Source organism: Rothia mucilaginosa, assembly GCF_019334805.1.
GTDB lineage: Bacteria > Actinomycetota > Actinomycetes > Actinomycetales > Micrococcaceae > Rothia > Rothia mucilaginosa_C.
This window is the reverse complement of the sequence record NZ_CP079822.1, coordinates 1,297,309-1,315,127: the sequence shown is the minus strand read 5'-3', so window position 1 is coordinate 1,315,127 and position 17,819 is coordinate 1,297,309. Positions and strand designations below refer to the sequence as shown.

Annotated in this window: 11 protein-coding genes; all 11 read right to left on the bottom strand. The window is 59.4% G+C overall.

All coding sequences use genetic code 11. The features are described from left to right. Nucleotides 1-169 precede the first annotated feature (169 nt). Nucleotides 170-970, bottom strand: a complete 801-nt coding sequence (locus LPB405_RS05145) for an exodeoxyribonuclease III (protein ID WP_219100419.1) — start codon at nucleotides 968-970, stop codon at nucleotides 170-172. Between the two features lie 231 nt (nucleotides 971-1,201). Beyond that, complete coding sequence (locus LPB405_RS05140; RefSeq protein WP_219100417.1) at nucleotides 1,202-2,005, bottom strand: S-layer homology domain-containing protein; 804 nt, start codon at nucleotides 2,003-2,005, stop codon at nucleotides 1,202-1,204. A gap of 496 nt (nucleotides 2,006-2,501) precedes the next feature. Continuing rightward, the gene (locus tag LPB405_RS05135) at nucleotides 2,502-3,830 is read right to left on the bottom strand and encodes a glycoside hydrolase family 55 protein (RefSeq protein WP_219100416.1); all 1,329 of its coding nucleotides are present in this window, start codon (nucleotides 3,828-3,830) and stop codon (nucleotides 2,502-2,504) included. Between the two features lie 428 nt (nucleotides 3,831-4,258). Beyond that, complete coding sequence (locus LPB405_RS05130; protein ID WP_070599353.1) at nucleotides 4,259-5,605, bottom strand: glycosyl hydrolase family 28-related protein; 1,347 nt, start codon at nucleotides 5,603-5,605, stop codon at nucleotides 4,259-4,261. A gap of 589 nt (nucleotides 5,606-6,194) precedes the next feature. Next, nucleotides 6,195-7,193: a bile acid:sodium symporter family protein gene (locus tag LPB405_RS05125; protein WP_219100414.1), complete on the bottom strand. Its 999-nt coding sequence runs from the start codon at nucleotides 7,191-7,193 to the stop codon at nucleotides 6,195-6,197. Nucleotides 7,194-7,354: 161 nt separating this feature from the next. After that, nucleotides 7,355-8,947, bottom strand: coding sequence for a M48 family metallopeptidase (locus LPB405_RS05120; protein WP_219100412.1), 1,593 nt, complete (start codon nucleotides 8,945-8,947; stop codon nucleotides 7,355-7,357). Nucleotides 8,948-9,208: 261 nt separating this feature from the next. Further along, on the bottom strand, nucleotides 9,209-10,345 hold the full coding sequence (locus LPB405_RS05115; RefSeq protein ID WP_219100410.1) for an acetate/propionate family kinase: 1,137 nt from the start codon (nucleotides 10,343-10,345) through the stop codon (nucleotides 9,209-9,211). A 274-nt stretch (nucleotides 10,346-10,619) separates the two neighbouring features. Next, entirely contained in the window at nucleotides 10,620-13,472 is a 2,853-nt protein-coding gene (locus LPB405_RS05110) for a hypothetical protein (protein ID WP_257604852.1), read from the bottom strand. Between the two features lie 393 nt (nucleotides 13,473-13,865). Further along, nucleotides 13,866-15,146 (bottom strand): Fic family protein, encoded by a 1,281-nt coding sequence (locus LPB405_RS05105; RefSeq protein ID WP_219100408.1) that lies wholly within the window; start codon nucleotides 15,144-15,146, stop codon nucleotides 13,866-13,868. Between the two features lie 159 nt (nucleotides 15,147-15,305). After that, the gene (locus tag LPB405_RS05100) at nucleotides 15,306-16,394 is read right to left on the bottom strand and encodes a diacylglycerol/lipid kinase family protein (protein WP_219100406.1); all 1,089 of its coding nucleotides are present in this window, start codon (nucleotides 16,392-16,394) and stop codon (nucleotides 15,306-15,308) included. 77 nt (nucleotides 16,395-16,471) lie between these two features. Further along, nucleotides 16,472-17,782, bottom strand: coding sequence for a serine--tRNA ligase (gene serS, locus LPB405_RS05095; RefSeq protein ID WP_219100404.1), 1,311 nt, complete (start codon nucleotides 17,780-17,782; stop codon nucleotides 16,472-16,474). Nucleotides 17,783-17,819: the final 37 nt, after the last annotated feature.

Here is a 17,819-nt window from a genome sequence, read left to right as displayed (position 1 = left end):
TTTTCAACTAAGCTACACAGAAACCCCGAAATATCAACAGAAACACAGGGACAGACACACAAGGGCAGGCGCACAGGAACAGAAGCACCTGCAGATACAGCAAGGAGGCGAGGGACCCCTCCCCCGCCTCCTTGCTACACGCGGTTCTACGGCAAGCTATGCGCTCGGTCTAGTCGGCAATCTCAACCACGACCGGCGTGTGATCGCTTGCGCCTTCACCGGCGCGCTCGACCTTATCGATCCAGGCGCGTTCCACGCGTGCGGCGAGCGCGGGCGAGAACAGCTGGAAGTCAATACGCATGCCCTCGTCCTTGGTGAAGCGGCCCGCCTGGTAGTCCCAATAGGTGTACTCGCCCGGGGTGTGCGGGCGTACTACGTCCACCATGCCTTCTTCGAGCAGGGCGGCGAAGGCGCGGCGTTCAGGTTCGGACACGTGGGTCATTTCGTTGCGCAGGAAGAAGTCAATATCCCACACGTCGGTGTCTTCGGGGGCGACGTTCCAGTCACCGACCAGGGCGAGCTGCGCCTGCGGGTTGGCAGCCAGTTCGTTGTGCACGTTCTGGCGGAGCGCCTCCATCCAGCGGAGCTTGTAGTCCATGTGCGGGTCGGTCAGGCCGCGGCCATTGGGCACGTAGAGGCTCCAGATGCGCACGCCGCCGCAGGTCGCACCGATAGCGCGCGCCTCCAGCACCTCGGGTTCGCCGGGCTTGCCGAAGTGCGGCTGGTTATCGAAGCCGCGTTGCACATCTTCGAGGCCGACTCGGGAGGCGATTGCCACGCCATTCCACTGATTCAGGCCGAAGTGCGCAACCTCGTAGCCCATGAATTCGAAGAGGTCGAAGGGGAAGGTTTCGTCTTTGGTTTTGGTTTCTTGCAGGGCGAGCACGTCAACGTCGTGTTCGTCGAGCCAGTCTTCGACGCGGTTTTCGCGGGCGCGGATTGAGTTGATGTTCCAGGTGGCAATCTTCATGCCTTCTAGCTTAGCGGGTGCAGAGCAGGCGCCCTTCATTGCACGGAGGCGATGGCGCGGCGGGCACGGGCGCTCGCAACCTGCCAGAACAGCACAGCACCCGGAACAGAGCACCGCCCGCCTGCGCAACCCATTGGGTCGCACCGGCGGGCGGTGAATATATACGCTAGTCAGCGCTGAATCTAGTTAGAGCACTGAATATAGTCGATATTACTCCTAGTCAACGGCCTCCTAGTCAACGACGGGAGTGCCCACAACCTTCAGGCCCTTATCGCTGTACGCCTTGAGCATGTACAGGGCGTCAGAGAAGTACAGGGGGCTGGCGGGGTCCACCACGTCTACTGCGCCGTCACCGTCGCGATCGGCTTCGGGGTAGGCACCGAGCGTGCGGGCTGCCCAACGGTTTTCGGTCTTGAACTGCTCAACCTTCTTAGCTTCGGCACGTAGCGGGCGGCGAATCTGGCGCATGCGTGCGGCACCATCGGGGCTACCTGCGGCACGGTAGAGGAACGCGGCGAGGGTGTTGCGGGTGGCGTAGTCATCCGGGTGGAAGAGCCCATCATCCCAGCCGGAGGTGATGCCCGCGTCCGCCGCCCAAATGTACGCGGCGTAGTCGGGGTCGGTGGTTGCCACGTCCTTGTAGGGGGAGGTCTTGGGTAGGTTCTTGACGGTCGGGGATCCCGCCATGCGGTAGAGCATGCGTACGAGCTGGCCGCGGGTGACGGTTGCGGTGCTGTGGCGGCGGGTGACGGTGTATTCTTCGCTGTCGAGGTAGCCGTGGCAGACCGCCCACACGCCGGGGGTGGCGTTCATGGTGCCAACAAAGGTGGCGACGCATTCTAGGTATGCGGGGTCGTCCTTGGGCTGCTGTGCCTTGATGACGAGCTGCAGGTTCACTGCGGGTTCTGCGGCGGCAGGCTGTGCGCTCGCCGCGGAGGTGACGGGTACGGCACCGAGGGCAAGTGTGAGGGTGAGGGCAAGGGTGCGGCGTGCGCGGGGAGCGGGTGTGAGCGCTCGAGAAATAACCGGAAACATGGGTTGTCCTTATGTAATTGTGGTTGGGAACCGGCCGGAAGGAACCGATTTTTGGGTCGACCGTGGTGTCGCCAAATGGAGCGAATAGGAAAAGGGAGGAAAGCTTTCGTTGAGGAATAGTAAGAAGCGGCAATGAATAGGGGCTGACGTGCGACGATGCAGTTTTGGTGTGTGCCAATCGGTAATCGTCCCGCATGCTATTGCACGGCTATGGTGGTGCACAGTGAATGGACTGTTTTACACCGCCATAGAAAGTTTAAAGTACATATTGATATTTTATTCAATATTTAATTGAGACTTTTATCAACTAAAAATTAAACATTGTTCTAAACAACAAAGCAGCTACGAATGGTATGTATTCCATTCGCAGCTGCTTTGATTTTTAGCTGATATATCGCGGTATAACGCGCCCACTAGGGCACACGCCCCTGCATTACGATTCACAGGAAAGTCCCGAACCGGTTCGGGCGTGTCTAGTAGCGACCGTCAGCCTCTACTAGCCGCGCATCACGTTATAAGCTTCCTTGGTGAGCTGACCGGCGGGCGAGGTGGAGTGGCGCAGTTCCTCAACCTCAATAACCACATTCGCGCCGATTGCGCCGGTAACGTACACGCGGCGGCCGAGCATATTACCCTCACCGATGCGGTCGTCCTTGGCGGTGCCTTCGGTGATGCGCAGGTCGTAAATCTTGTTTTCAATGTAGAAGCCGTACAGGGAGGCGGGCTTCTCCGGGGGGTTGTAGGAGACAGGCGCGACCATGCGGGTACCGCGCGCATTGCGGCTGATGTACCAGTTGGCGGCCTCGTCAGCACCGGCGGCACCGCTGACGGTGCCAGCCCAGCTGGAGCCTTCCGCTTCGCATCCGATGAAGATGTTATGTGCCCATTCAACAAGCCAGCCGTGGCCCGCGTTGGAGCGTGCGGTGCAGCCGATGAACATGTTGCGTTCACCCTGCACGATCCAGCCTGCGCCGGCGTGGCGGGTGGCGGGCTCGTAGAGGGCGTTCTTGTTGCTGGTGCGGTGGTTGCTGTTGCTGGAGCAGTTTTCGAACTTCGCCTGCGCCGCGTACACCTCGACACCGGCGTAGGAGCCACCGCTGAGGTTCGCTTCGGCAACGTCTACGCCGCGCAGTTTGTTGTCTGCCGCGCCGGAGTTTTGGCCTTCGTTGGGGCGGCGGGGGTGACCGACGGGCTTGCCGAGCAGCAGGCCCTGGTTGAGGGTGCGGCGGATGGTCACATCATCAATTTTCATGCCCTGGTCGTCCAGGCCGAGCACGGCGACGCCGATGGCGGTGTCCCAGACTTCCACGCCTGCGATAACGGGCACGATGTCCGGCTCGTTGAGCATGTCGCCGGTCAGGTGGGTGTGGAAGATGACGCCGGCGACGTTGTTCAGCGGGGTGGTGTGCGCATCGAGCGGGTATCTGCTGATGGGGGTGTTTGCGGCGTTGGTGCGGATGTGCAGGTTGCGTACGCCCATGCGCATGGGCTTGTTGGCGTTGTAGTTGCCGTAGACGGGGGTGGTGTAGCTGCCGACGTGGAACACGCCGGTGTATTCGGTGTGGCCGTTGGCGGTGGTGGGGATGGCGCGGTCGGAGTGCGCGATGACGACGGTTGAGGAGCCGTAGCCGAAGATTTCGACGCGGTGCTTAATGTCGATGAAGGGGTAGGAGACGCGGTAGATGCCGCGGGGCAGTTCTACGGATCCGCCACCGCGTGCGGCGACGTCGTCGACTGCGCGCTGGATGGCTGCGGTGGAGTCTTTGGCACCGGTGGGGTCTGCGCCGTAGTTGATGGCGTTGATGCTCATGGGCGTATCGGGCATGAGGGGCTCAATTCTTTCGATGGGTACCGCGTTCGGTGCTGAAGGCGGCGCGGGTGAGTGAATTGAGTGAATACGGCTGTAAGTGAATACGGCAGCGGTGAATACGGTGCTGCGTGGGTGCAGTGTTGAGTTTGTGTGGTGCGGTGTGTTGGGCGCATTTCTGCGGATGTGTTGGCGTGTGCGGGCCTGTGCACCGGCAGACCTGCCTCCCTGCTCAAGGGTACCGCATTGGGCGTGTGGAGGCGATGACCGGGCACTGTGATGCCTGCTCCCCTACCCCGTTTTTCTACAGTTTTTCGGCTGTTTTTCTGCCATTTTATGGGCGGGTTAAACGCCGAGGGGCGGGGATTACTCCCCGCCCCTCGGACGTATGCGTTTTAAGATTTTGTGATCACGAGCCTCAGCTCGCAGAGCCTAACCCGTGAGGGTTAGCCCATGAACACGCCGTTGCCGCGCTTCTCCAGCTGCTTCGGCGCGAAAGTCGCGTGGCGAATATGATCCACCTCAATGAGCACGTTATCGCCCATAGCGCCGGTCACGTGAACACGGCGGCCGACCATGTTGTTCTCACCAATACGGTCATCCTTCGCGGACGCAGTCGTAATGTGCATATCGCGAATGTTGTTCTCAATGTAGAAACCGTACAGGGAAGCCTTCGCCCAGCTGTAAGGGTTGTGCGAACGAGGAGCCACGAAGCGGCTACCGCGTGCGTTACGGCCAATGTACCAGTTCGCCGCCTCGTCACCTCGAGCAGCGCCAGTAACAGCGTCCTGGAAGCTGGAAGACTCGCCCAGGCAACCAATGAACTGGTTGTTGCCCCACTCCACGAGCCAGCCGTGACCGGCGTTCTCCTGGGCGGTGCAGCCAATGAACATGTTACGGGTGCCCTGAATAAACCAGCCTGCACCCACGTGGCGGGTCTTCACCTCGTACAGGGCGTTCTTACCCTGGTTGCGCTTGTTGAACCAGCTGGTGGACGCCTCGAACTTGGACTGAGAAGTGTAAATCTCGATGCCCGCGTAGGTGCCGAAGCTCATGTTTGCGTCAGAAACGTCAATCATGGAGAACTTGTTATCTGCCGCACCGGGGGTGTCACCCTCACGGGGGCGCAGCGGGTGGCCGACGGGCTTACCGACCAGCAGGCCCTGGCGCAGGGTCTGGCGGATGCGGATCTTGTCAATCTTCATGCCCTGGTCGTCCAGGCCCAGGATCGCAACGCCAATGGCGGTGTCCCAGATTTCGATGTTGGACAGGGTGGGCACTGCGTCCGGCTCACCGGGGTTAGCGTCCGCAATGCGGGTGTGGAAGATGACGCCTGCAACGTTGTCGACGGGCTGGGTGTGCTTCTCCAGGAAAATCTGGTTGCTCTTAGAATCCAGCGGCAGGTTGTACTTGTTGGTGCGGATGAACAGGTCACGCACGCCCATACGCATGGGCTTGTTCTGGTTGGTGCCACCGCTCATGGGGGTGGTGTAGCTACCGGTGTGGAAAACGCCGGTGCATTCGTAGCTACCGTTCTTGGTGGAGGGAATACCCTTGTCGGTGAAAGCGACGATTCGGGTTGCCTGACCGTGGCCGAAGATCTCGACGCGGTGCTTCATTTCGATGAAGGGGTAGGAGACGCGGTACATGCCGCCGGGAATCTCCACGGAGCCGCCGCCCTGCGCAGCAACATCATCGATAGCCTTCTGGATAGCACTAGTGGAGTCTCGTACGCCGGTGGGGTCAGCGTTGTACTTGGAATCGCATACGTTCACGCTCATGATGGTAGCCATGGAGTGTCCTCTTTCTTGGCGGATACAGACAGCGATTAGCGCATAGATGGAATCTAAGCGCGTCATTAAGCTGAGTGTATCCAGTTGTGTTTGAGTGAATAAATGGTTTTGAGCTTCCTTCCGGTTGAGTGAGTGAGTCTCTTCCGGTGCGGGATGCGGGCGGGGAGTGAATCCGCTGCATCAATGCTCGTGGGCGGTGTGAGGGAGTGAATCTCAACCATTCCCACATGAGTCATAAATTCTTGCATACAGGATGCAAATCTGTCTAACCCATCGACAAAATATTCTAGGGCAAAATTGGGGCTTTTTCGCCGCTCAACACCCGATAGTGTTGATTGTCTCGCCGGTCACTTTGATGCAATAGAGTGCATATAACCCACAGAAAACCAACTGACCAGTACTAATACCACATTTTGCACACAAATGCACTAGTCAGAGAGTTTTTCGATGAATGCGCGCTATATCACTTCATAGACAGGTCATCCAGTCCCAAAGAACCCATTAAAACCCCTCATCAGAGGCTTATCTCACAGGCTCAGAGGCCCCCAATAGCACCCGCCGAGCACCCCGGCAGATAGGGTTCAAGCCCCTACTGAACTTCCTTCGCGGAGGCGGCACCCACCACATCCAGGCGCGCATAGCGGCCCGCAAGCCAGGTACAAATCATCAACTGAACCTGATGGAAAATCATGATCGGCAGCATCATCAGACCCAGCGAGCCCGCACCAAAAATAATGATTGCCATCGGCAGGCCAGCCGCCAGCGACTTCTTCGAACCGCAGAACTGAATCGTAATGCGGTCGGCACGGTTGAAGCCCAGGCGCTTAGCCAGCTGGTCGGTCAGCCACAGCATGAACACCACGATAATCGCCATGAGCACGACCAGCAGCACGATCTGCCACCACGCCACGCGCGTCCACACGCCCTGCACCACCGAGGCAGAGAACGCCGAATACACAATCATCATGACCGAGAACTTATCCAACCACTTGGTGGTCGGCTTCTTGGCGAACTCCCCCACCCAGCGGCGCGTCAGCTGGCCGAGCACGAACGGCAGAAACAGCTGAATGGCGATATCCAGGAAGACCGTTCCGGAGAACTCAATATGCCCCGTGTTCATCAGCAGCATGGCGAGCAGCGGGGTCGCCACCACACCCACAATCGAGGAGAGCGAGGCGCTCACAATCGCCGCCGCCACGTTACCGCCCGCAATCGAGGTGAACGCGATTGACGCCTGCACGGTCGAGGGCACAAAGGTTAAGAACAGAATGCCCATGTACAGCCCATCACCGAGCACAAGACGCAGCGGTGAGAGCGCCAAACCGACCAGGGGGAACAGCACGAACGTGCAGCTCAGAATCATCAGGTGCAGACGCCAGTGGGTCAGGCCGCGAATAGCCTCCGCGGTGGAGAGGCGAGCGCCGTACAGGTAGAACAGCAGGGCGACCGCGAACTTCGTTCCGGTGCTGAACCAGTCGGCGAAGTCGCCGCGCGCCGGCACAATAATTGCGAGGATAACCGCGCTAATGAGCATGGTCAGCAGCGGGTCGAGCTTGATGGAGCGAGGTGATGAAAGCATGGTTTCCATTCTATGACCGCGGCACGCGGCGGATGCAGTGACGGGCGCACCTTCTCACCTGAGGGTCGCGCACGAGGCAGTTAACGGCTGAACCCGCCGGGATGCATCGTGCATCCCGGCGGGTTCATCAAGGTTCTTGGGCCTAGGTTCTTGGGCCTACAGCTCAGGAACTACTTCTTATCATTATCGAAGCCGTAACCCTGACCGTACGAGCCGCCCTCAGAGGAGCTACCGTACTGGTTCGGGGTGGCAGAGTCAGTGCCGTACTGGCTACTGCCGTACTGGCCGTAACCGGGCTGAGTATTACCGGGCTGGGACTCGCCAAAGTTCGGCTGTGCGCCACCAAAATTAGGCTGAGGCGCACCCGGCTGACCGGGCGCCTGCGGGCCACCGGGAGCACCCGGTGCCGGCGCACCACCGGCGGCAGCGTACGCATCCCAACGCTGACCGTGGAAAGCACGAGCCTGCTCGGTGAGCCAGCCAGCGAACAGCGTAGAGTTAGCATCGAACGCGGGGCCGTTCTCAGGCTTGGGGTACACGTCCACGGTTTCCAGGGTGTAGTCAGCCCACGCGTCCTGGTGTTCACGCATGAACTCGGTGGACTGAATCGGGTCGGGCCACATGTGCACCGGCTCCGCCGCCGGGATCAGGACAGGAACGCGCGGTGCGGCGTCCTTGACCGGGTTCTCCGTCGGGCGCCAGAACAGGCGGCCGGGCTGGGTACGGTCACGCAGCGCGTGCGCACGCCAAGTGAGAACGGGGTGGCTCGCGATGAGGTTCACGTACCATACGGCAAGGCCTCGGTCAGTGACGGCACGGTCGGCAAGCTCATCGAAGTTAACCTGCTTGTTCAGGTACTTACCCGCCGCAAGCACCTTGACGGCGCCCTCAGCGCCCTCGGGGCAGAAGCGGTAGCCGAAGTTGTCGGCGGTGTACTCCTGCGAGCGGGACAACGCACTCGACAGCATCGGAATCTGGCCGAAGAGTGCCGTGAAAATTACACGGAAATAACCAACGTGACCTGCGGCGATGTGGCCTACCTCGTGACCGATAATGAAGCGCAACGCCTGCGGGTCGCGGGACTTACCACCGACTTCGAACAGATCAGAGTACAGACCGATGTAGCGACGGAAACCATGACCTGCCGCGAACGCGTTGATGGTGCCGTTACCGCTGATAACGTACGCATCCGGCACACGGCGCAGACCCGCAGCCTCAGCTGCTTCGGCAATCATCTGGTACGCCTCGGGGAACTGGGTCGGGGTGATGCGCACACCGTTCACACGCTGCTTAGCGTAGAAAATAGCACGCCCAATGAAGACAACAAGCGGACCCATAAGGAGGATGGCAACCACCTGGTAAATTGTCTCCTGCAGGCTTGCAGCGGTGCTACCCACATAAGGCGTGTGCATCGATTCTTCACCAGACCTGAAGAAGTAGCGCATCATCGAGCTGAACAGGTCAGCCATCGCCATGAACAGCACAATGTAGCCGACCGCAGTGACCGCGTAGGCGGCGACCAGCCACGGAATTTCGGAGGGGTGACGCAGTGCGTGCAGCACCTTCGGCGGCAGCATCGACTGGTAGGCGAAGAGCTTCGGCTGGGGCAGGGGGCTGACCGGCTTCTGGCGCTCGTCTTCGGGAAGCCAGCCGGCGGAGAGGTCCTGCGGGAGGGGGTCACCGGGGGCACGGAATGCCTGCTGGCCGGGCTGGGCGTTGAACTGCCCGCCGGGCTGCTGGTGGTTTTCAGGAGGTTGAGTCATGTCTCGTCCGCTTCGTATCGAGTGTTATCTGATTCCACTCTATCGTTTTTGGGCACTTACTAGTGAATGTGAATGCGCTTTTTCTCATAGAATGCCCATTCGCGACGCTACAGTGCGCCACTGTGCAGGGATTCGCAGTGCAGAGACTCAGAGGCGCACCGCCTTGCGGGCATAAGAAATCCGCCGCAGCACCCATACAGGACGGGGCGCTACGGCGGATAACTTTACGCTGAGCCGCCTACACGGCGGGGTGCGTGGGGCTTAGAGGCTCTTGACGAGTTCCTCGGTAGCCTCAGCGATAGCCTTCTCCTCGTTGGTGGGGATGACCAGCACCTTGATAGCGGAATCCTCGGTGGAAATCACGCGCGGCTCGGGGGAACGCTTAGCGTTCTCCTCCTCGTTGTACTTGATGCCCAGTGCGCCGAGGCGGTCCAGGACCAGCTTGCGGAAGTCGCCGGAGTTCTCACCGATACCTGCGGTGAAGATCAGTGCCTGCGCGCCGCCAACAACCAGGTTGTAGCCGCCAATGTACTTCATCAGGCGGTAGGAGGTCATGTCCAGTGCGAGCTGTGCACGCTCGTCACCGGACTGTGCAGCCTCAACGACCTTACGCATGTCGTTGGAGCCAGCCAGTGCGAGCAGGCCGGACTCCTTGTTCAGAATGGTGTCCAGGCGGGCACCGTCGATGCCCTCACGAACCAGAATAGTGGTCAGTGCCGAGGGGTCAATGTCGCCGGAGCGGGTACCCATAATCAGGCCAGCCAGCGGGGTGTAGCCCATGGAGGTGTCGACGGACTTGCCGCCCTTCACAGCGGTCACGGACGCACCGTTACCGAGGTGTGCGACGATACCGTTGAACTCGTCACGTGCAATGCCGAGCATGTCAGCTGCAACGTGGGAGACGTACTCGTGGCTGGTGCCGTGGAAGCCGTAGCGGCGGATGCTGTACTTGTCAGCCAGGTCGTAGGGGATTGCGTAGCGCCATGCTTCTTCGGGCATGGTGGAGTGGAACGCGGTGTCGAAGATAGCGACCTGCGGCAGGGAGGGCCACTTGTGCATTGCTGCGCGCATGCCCTGAACGTGTGCGGGGTTGTGCAGCGGTGCCAGCGGGGAGAGGTCGTCGATCTGCTGGACAACTTCCTCGGTCAGCAGGGTGGGGTGGGTGAACTTCTCTGCACCCTGCACCACGCGGTGGCCGACTGCCTGCAGCTCGCGGCCGTGCAGGACGGGCTCAAGCTTCTCGGACATGATGTCGAATGCGACTTCGTGGTTGGGCACGTCGGTGCCGATGTTTTCGACGAGGCCGGAGGTCAGCATCTGCTCTGCCTCGGGCAGGGAGGTGTCACGCACCTGGTACTTCAGGGAGGAAGAACCGGCGTTCACAACGAGAATAAGCATGAAAGTATCTTCTTTCGTAGTTTTCTTTTCTGCTCCATTCTCGCACTTTTCGAGCCTGCGTGCGAGACGGCCCCGACCGTGTTTTTAACGGGGGGTTTTTATCGCGGGCGGTATCAGGGCATTATCGGGGGCAGGAGGGGCGGGTGTGCACAGTGTGGCGCCGTACTCGTTCAGAAGTGCCACCGACGAATCGGTCCAGGCTATAGGTTTGGCCCTATAGATTCACATTTCGTCCTCGATAGTTCTTGGAGAAAAACGTAGTACTTGGGTCAGCTCACTCATCTAAATTCACCACTTCTTTGAAACGATCAAGGTTAGAGCGCGAGTGAAGGACAATCACAACCTGCTTGTCGCTGCCCTCGATAGCGCACGCCATCGATTCGAGCTCAGTGCGCTCCTCTGACGGAGTGAGACTCTTCAAGGTCTCATCAAGCAACACAAGCCGGGCAGCGCCGTCACGTAACACGGAACGCGCAAGCATGAGCCCGCTCGAATTCGATGCTTCAGATGCGAACGGATCGATATCTGGTACGATTACCACTTCGCCTTGGGGATACCGACGGTATAGAGCATCAAGCATGACGGACTTCCCCGCGCCAGTTGGTCCAATCAAGGCAACCATAGAACACCCAGAGTCAAGAACGCTCTCAAGCAGAGCCAGGTCAGCAGACCGCACGGGCGGATAAGAACGGTCGGCCCGGTACTCTTCAAGCATCCGAACACGCTCCGCAGTCAAGCTGACTACACCAACCTGTTGCAGCGTCTCCACCGTAGATTGGATGCCAGATGACAGAGTTACTGCAAAATATATTACGACCGCGGGAGCAACCACTGAGTTCGATCCTTCGACCATCAGTGCCAATACCACTGCAGAAACATTCAGTGACACCACAAGCGACTGAATCAGTCCCGTACGCAGTGCGTAGACGTTCGCCAACTGAATCGAGCTGCTGACGTATGCAGCCTCCGAATGAGCGTAGGCTTCTTCTCCAGCCCGACGCAGCCCTGCACTGACGGGCGCAGCGTGTAAGCCAGCCTGGGCACCAGCCACCCCGATGAAGTCACCTCGGCGATTGGCAGCCGTCGTCGAGGCAGGGAGAATCCACTTTGAACCCTGACGCATAGCAAGCATCGCTAGGGGTGCTACCGCCAACACAGCGATTATGAACAGCGGGGCGCCGGCCACTGCGCCTCCGATGAGCATAAAGGTCTGTAGAATGACCATAAATACCGAACCCAGGGCGCTAGGCACCGACATCTGAAGGTCGGAGAAGTCTTCACCCATCCGCCCCATGACCGCACCGCTTGTTCTAGGACTAGCGAATCGATCGAGCCTCCGTATAACCCGGTCGTGCAAATCGCTCAGCCTAGCGATGGGAGCCCAGTAGAGCGGACCAAAGAACATGACGGACCCAACAATTGCTGCCAGTGCGCAAGCAGCTGACACTCCAGCAACCTGAGCAGACAGCCCATCACTGTGAGCAATCGTCATTGCAAAAGCAACTTCGGATCCGCTCAAGAGTAGGGCGCCACACGTAATCCACACCAAATGCGGTCCAAACAACAACAGGGCCGATCGTCGGAATGTGGCACGCTTCGGCTCAGGGTCAGGAAGGTCCTGTCCCTCGCTCACATCCGTCGAACCAGCATCTGCCTCCTTAGCTGCCCCGGGGCTATGAGCCTGCAACTCAAGAGGGTCTACCCTCGCATCATTGCCGGGGGTGAAGGCACTCGGTACGTACTCCTCCGAGCTTGCCAGAAGTGTGCACGTTGGCACGCACTCTAAGATCCTCTCGGCAACCACTTCTCGTGCTACAGGATCAAGCGCTGCGAACGTATCGTCCAAAATTAGCCAGTCCGGTTTGTCTGCCAAAACGATAGCGACAGCAGCACGGTGTCTCTCTCCTGACGACAAGGTTGTTGCGTCTTGCCAGAACCGCCCGATCACATCCTCACTGAGCCCCATACCTAAAGCGAGGCTAGTGAACCGGGATACCTGATGTGGCGAAGCAGAAGCTCGCCACGCTGACAACACCGAATGGGACACTTCCGGGTTGCGTGGTACGAAAGCAGAATCGGGGGTGGTCACGGATGTGCGCAATGCTTCAGCGCGCTCAGACGTAGCGGCAAGCACCTCTCTAGAATTTGAAGGCTGCCCCACCCAGTCCTGCTGTTTAACCGTGCAATTTGGAGACGACTCGAGCTTGTCGAGCTCACGCATCATTGGCACAGCGAGCCGAATAACCCGATAGTTTACGATGTTGTTCTGCACCGCTGCGTACAGGTAGCGGGCTGCCAAAATAATTCCAACACCGAAATGAGCGGATGGCCAGAGCCACGCGCCGAGAACCGCAACCACAGCGAGCACCGCAGTTAGTGCTCCCCGTTCAAGGAATCCATTCAGGATCTGCAACGGGACTCGTCTGTGCAGAAGCTGCTCTTCGGTGTTTCGGATGCTAGCGACCTTGTCCAGGGCGGTACCCCAGCTGGGGATGCTTTGCCCTCGAGGCAGCGCGTTTGCTACACGCTGGATCCACTGCCGACGCTCTCCCTCTAGAGCGACGTACTGTTCCCATAGTCGGCCCACCAAGTTGATGAGACGGACGCTGACGAATACCAATCCAGTGATGAGCAACGCAGCGATGGCGCCGCTTGCACCATATAGCGCGAGCGAAGCCGCGAGAAAGGCAATAATCTGAACGGTTGAAACGGCGAAATCAACAACGAAGGCAAACTGGCTGATCTGTGCTGGGTATGTGAGAACATGTCCGTGAGCTTCCGGCGGATGGGATGACCTACCAAAGATGTCCCGGAAACGGCGGTATGTAAGCTGTCGAACCGCGATCGTGAGAATAAGCTCTTGGCGTTCCTTCACCCAGTACCCTAGGCTTTCAGCCAGGAAAGCGAAGATGAGTAACCAAATAGCACTGCCTGGGGTCCTCTCACCTGACGTTACCCGGCCGATACCTGCCGTAATCATCAGAGCCCCTGCAACATTCAGTAGGCCAGCGGTGAAGACGGTGAAGCTCGTGCTCGTTGGCGCGAATACCAAAGCAAGCCAGCGGATCCGTCTCGGCAGGTTCCGCGCTATCCTTTGATAGCGCACATACAAGTGCTCGATGGGCATGTCTCTCAGATGCAGGCTAGGAGCGCTCTGTGCTTCGCCCCGTCGCTTGTGATTGATTACTATTACGTTTCCAGTCATTCGGTATTCGAGTTCAGGTGTACGGCCTCGTTAAACCGCAAAATAGATATCCAGAATACTTTCTGGTGTTCTGAGTGGTGGAAGCACCCGGAAGCATTATGTCGCCTGACCCTAATGTAGCAGACATGGGATGAATCACACGGCGACTACAGGAGCCTTACACAATGGTGGCGTGAGCAGATGGATTACCACATACCGATACTTATGTCTGCAACCGGCCCGTTCCGCTACTGCAAAGATGGATTCCACGATTCTGCCAGTTATAGGCGGGATACATTCTGGTGCGGCCCCTCCCCTGTTTCTTATGCTCGTGGGCTATTCTTCGTCATCATCAACAGCAGGCAAGCCCAGCAGGGTGGTTCCCGCCTCGGTGAGCGACCAGCGCATCGTGCGGCCAGCCTTCACACCCTCAACAAACCCAAGCCCCTGCAGCAGCTTGAGCCTATCGCGCAGAGTCGGCGCCGTAACACCCAACACCTCCTGTAGCTCGCTTGAGGTGGGGGCGACTGGCGCACGGAAAATATTGGCTTGTCCCAACAGATGCAGAAGGTCAAGCAGGGAATCCACCTTCTTCTGATTTTTTGCTGTTTCGCCCCTCAGCCACTCATGGTTCTGATTCAACTCAGCAGTACGCTTATTCAGCGATACTAGCGCCTCGTAGCGGGTCGCCAACTCCTTTTCTAGGTATTCCTGTGCCTTCTCAATCAGTTCAAGGAAGGCATGCAGAAAAGTAGTTACTTCACCGTAGTTGAGGGGTTCTTCCGCCGTGCTAAACGCCTTGTAGTAGCGGCTCTTCTGAATGTTGAGCGTGCTCGGCAGGGTGAGGGTCGTCAGCCGGGTGAGTGTCTGCCCCAGGTGGGACACCAGTAGGTACCTGCCCAGGCGGCCGTTGCCGTCGTAGAAAGGATGCGTGTACTCCACCATGAAATGTGCGGCGATTGCGGAGAATAGCGCCGGAACGTTCGGGTTGAGGGCGTGGTTGAGTGCCGCCTGGACGTTGGCGGTGATGGTTGCTTCACTGTCGGGGGCGCGGTGAATTTCGCGGGTGTTGTCGTGGATAACCACGGGTTTGGTGCGGAATAGCGCCCCGTCTGGGCGGTCTTCTTCGGTGAGGTGCCCTTCGAGTAGCGTGTCGTAGAGGGTACGTACCTGCTCAACTGTGGAGGGTGGGCGGCCTGCCCCCAGGTCTTTGAGGAGGTTCACGAATTCGACGGCGCGCTTGGCGCGGGGGTCCTCACTGTCGCCGGAGGTAAGCGCCTCAGAGATGAGCTGGCGCGTGGTGTGCACACCTTCGATACGGTCGGACGCCACGATGCTGCGTACTGCCAGGTCGAGTAGGTAGCTTTGCATGGCGATGCTGGGCAGTTGGGAGCTCAGCTGTTCAATGTGCCGTTCACGGCGCATGATGCGTTCGAAGGATGCGAGCGCAGTGCGGTCTGCCAGGTAGAACAGGGGGTGCTCCCCTACCGTGAATTCGTTGAGGAGGTAGGTGGAGTGGCCGTTGCGGCGTGCCTGCAGTTCGGTTTGTGCGGCGGCTTTGCCGCGTTCATGGAAAATACTTTTAAGAGTTCGGTATCCGTGACCGGCAGCACTCATCCAGTCCTCCTATATAGTGAAAAAAACCGCGATTTTTTTCATTATCCTCCCGATTTTCAGGAAATAGTGAAAAAATCCGCGATTTCTTTCATAATTCAGGTCACAAACAGGTGATTAGGGTGCTAGACAGGATTCCGCCTTACACCTTCACTACGCCCGCTAAAGCACCTCGGGGTGGACCGCCACCTCCACGGCGGCAGGCAGCACGCGCGCACTAATACGGTACGCCGACGGTGCCGGGTCGCCATCCACCTCAACAGGCTGCGCACCATCCGGGAACTCCAACACCACCTCAGACCCCACCAGGTGGCGAATCACCGGCAGCTCAATACGCGGCGAACCCAGAATCGTGCGGCGCGTAACCTTAGCCATCAGCAGCCCCCACTCCACCAGGTCACGCGGCGACGCCACAATCACCTCAAGGTTGCCGTCATGCACATCCGTCATATCCGCCAGGCGAATACCACCCTGCAGGCGGCCACAATTCGCGATCAGCACCGACCGCATCGGCAGAGTACGGAACGGCGCACCATCCACACTAATACGCACCGGATGCGACCTGCCCAGCATATGCTTCATGCCGGACTGCACGTACGCAACCCACCCGAACTTCGCCTTAATGTCCTCGTTCGTGTCGTTCATGACGAGCGCGTCAAAGCCTGCACCACCCATCACAAAGAACGTGTGTTCGGTTTCTTCGCCGGGGGTGTTCGTCGTCGTCATCTCAATCGCATCAACAGCCTGACCCGCACCGTTCAGCGCAATATTCACGCACGCCGCCACGTCACTGACCGGAATATACAGGTTACGCGCCAGCAGGTTACCGGTACCCATCGGCAGAATACCCAGGCGCGGCTTATGCCCCTCATGATGCGCCAGCGCCGCCGCCACAGCACGCACCGTACCGTCACCACCGGCAGCAATGAGCAGGTCAACACCCTCAGCGATCAGCTCGCGGGCCGCCTCGGAGCCGGGCTCGTCCACGCGGGTGGTGCGCACCAGCGGCTGCGGGTGGCCGTTCGCCGCGAGGGTACGTTCCAGAATCTCGATAGCCGCCGCAGCGCCGGGCTTACTGGGGTTGTACACCACGCCCACGCGCTGCGCCTCACCGGTGGGCAGGGTCGGCAGAACACCGAAAGGCGCGCCCAGTTCGATAGCGCGTCGGCGCGCTTCACGGCGGGCACGAGTGACGGAGGCGGTCAGAGCCGCCGCCGCAGAAACACCAAGGAGTTTACGGTAAAGAGGCATAGTTCTTAGACTACCAGGATACGCAAAAACCCGCCCACCGTTTACGCGGTGAGCGGGTTTTTCAGCTGGTTGTGAGATTATTCAGCGGCTACTGCCGGGATAACCTCGGCACCACCCATGTACGGGCGGAGTGCTTCCGGAATACGTACAGAACCATCTGCCTGCTGGTGAGTCTCCAGGATGGCAACCACCCAGCGAGTCGTTGCCAGGGTGCCGTTCAGGGTCGCTACGGAGCGGGTGCGGCCCTTACGCACGTTGCCTGCCTCGTCCACGGTGTCCGGGGTGCGCTCGCGGATGTTCAGGCGGCGCGCCTGGTAGGTGGTGCAGTTCGAGGTGGAGGTCAGCTCGCGGTAGGTGCCCTGGGTGGGGACCCACGCCTCGCAGTCGAACTTGCGGGCTGCGGAAGTGCCCAGGTCGCCTGCGGCGGTGTCAATCACGCGGTATGCGAGGCCGCAGCGCTGCAGCATTTCCTCTTCAAGGGACAGCAGCTTCTCGTGCATCTCTTCTGCCTGCTCGACGGGGCAGTAGACGAACATTTCAGCCTTGTTGAACTGGTGCACGCGAATGATGCCGCGGGTGTCCTTACCTGCGGAGCCAGCCTCACGGCGGTAGCAGGAGGACCAGCCCAGGTACTTCTTCGCGCCCTTCTCGAAGTCGAGAATTTCGTCGGTGTGGTAGCCGGCGAGCGCCACCTCGGAGGTGCCGACCAGGTACAGGTCGTCGCGTTCGAGGCGGTAGATTTCGTCGTCGTGCTTGACGTTGAAGCCGGTGCCGTTCATGATTTCGGGGCGTACCAGGGTGGGGGTGGTCATCATGGTGAAGCCGTGCTCGGTTGCGAGGTCGAGCGCCATCCACATGAGTGCCTGCTCGAGGCGTGCTACCTGGCCCTTGAGGAAGTAGAAGCGTGCGCCGGAGACCTTTGCGCCGCGTGCCATGTCGATGCCGTCGACGAGTTCGCCGATTTCGAGGTGGTCGCGTGGTTCGAAGCCGTCAGCTGCGAAGTCGCGGGGGGTGCCGACTTCCTTGACGACTACGTAGTCGTCTTCGCCGCCGACGGGTACGCCGTCGATGATGAGGTTTTCGATGCTGCTGATCAGTTCCTCGTATTCGGCGGTTTTTGCTTCGGAGGCTGCCTTTGCTTCGTTGACGCGGGCTGCCAGTTCCTTGGCCTGTGCGACGAGGGCGGGCTTTTCTTCCTTGGGGGCCTTTGCGACGGTCTTGCCGAAGGCGTTCTGTTCGGCGCGCAGGGTCTCGTATTCGCCGATGAGTGCGCGGCGTGCGGTGTCGGCTTCGAGGATGCGGTCGACGTGGGTTTCGTCCTTGCCGCGTGCTCGCTGGGAGGCGCGGAAGACGTCGGGGTTTTCGCGGAGGAGGTTAATATCAATCACTGTTTTATCCTACCTAATCTTGCGGTGGGTTGTGGGC

What these genes read in the sequence shown, in the direction of transcription:
- LPB405_RS05100 (WP_219100406.1), bottom strand. Translation starts at nt 16,394, where the DNA reads ATGCCTCTTTACCGTAAACTCCTTGGTGTTTCTGCGGCGGCGGCTCTG.
- LPB405_RS05145 (WP_219100419.1), bottom strand. Translation starts at nt 970, where the DNA reads ATGAAGATTGCCACCTGGAACATCAACTCAATCCGCGCCCGCGAAAAC.
- LPB405_RS05140 (WP_219100417.1), bottom strand. Translation starts at nt 2,005, where the DNA reads ATGTTTCCGGTTATTTCTCGAGCGCTCACACCCGCTCCCCGCGCACGC.
- LPB405_RS05115 (WP_219100410.1), bottom strand. Translation starts at nt 10,345, where the DNA reads ATGCTTATTCTCGTTGTGAACGCCGGTTCTTCCTCCCTGAAGTACCAG.
- LPB405_RS05130 (WP_070599353.1), bottom strand. Translation starts at nt 5,605, where the DNA reads ATGGCTACCATCATGAGCGTGAACGTATGCGATTCCAAGTACAACGCT.
- LPB405_RS05135 (WP_219100416.1), bottom strand. Translation starts at nt 3,830, where the DNA reads ATGCCCGATACGCCCATGAGCATCAACGCCATCAACTACGGCGCAGAC.
- LPB405_RS05110 (WP_257604852.1), bottom strand. Translation starts at nt 13,472, where the DNA reads ATGCCCATCGAGCACTTGTATGTGCGCTATCAAAGGATAGCGCGGAAC.
- LPB405_RS05120 (WP_219100412.1), bottom strand. Translation starts at nt 8,947, where the DNA reads ATGACTCAACCTCCTGAAAACCACCAGCAGCCCGGCGGGCAGTTCAAC.
- LPB405_RS05125 (WP_219100414.1), bottom strand. Translation starts at nt 7,193, where the DNA reads ATGGAAACCATGCTTTCATCACCTCGCTCCATCAAGCTCGACCCGCTG.
- LPB405_RS05105 (WP_219100408.1), bottom strand. Translation starts at nt 15,146, where the DNA reads ATGAGTGCTGCCGGTCACGGATACCGAACTCTTAAAAGTATTTTCCAT.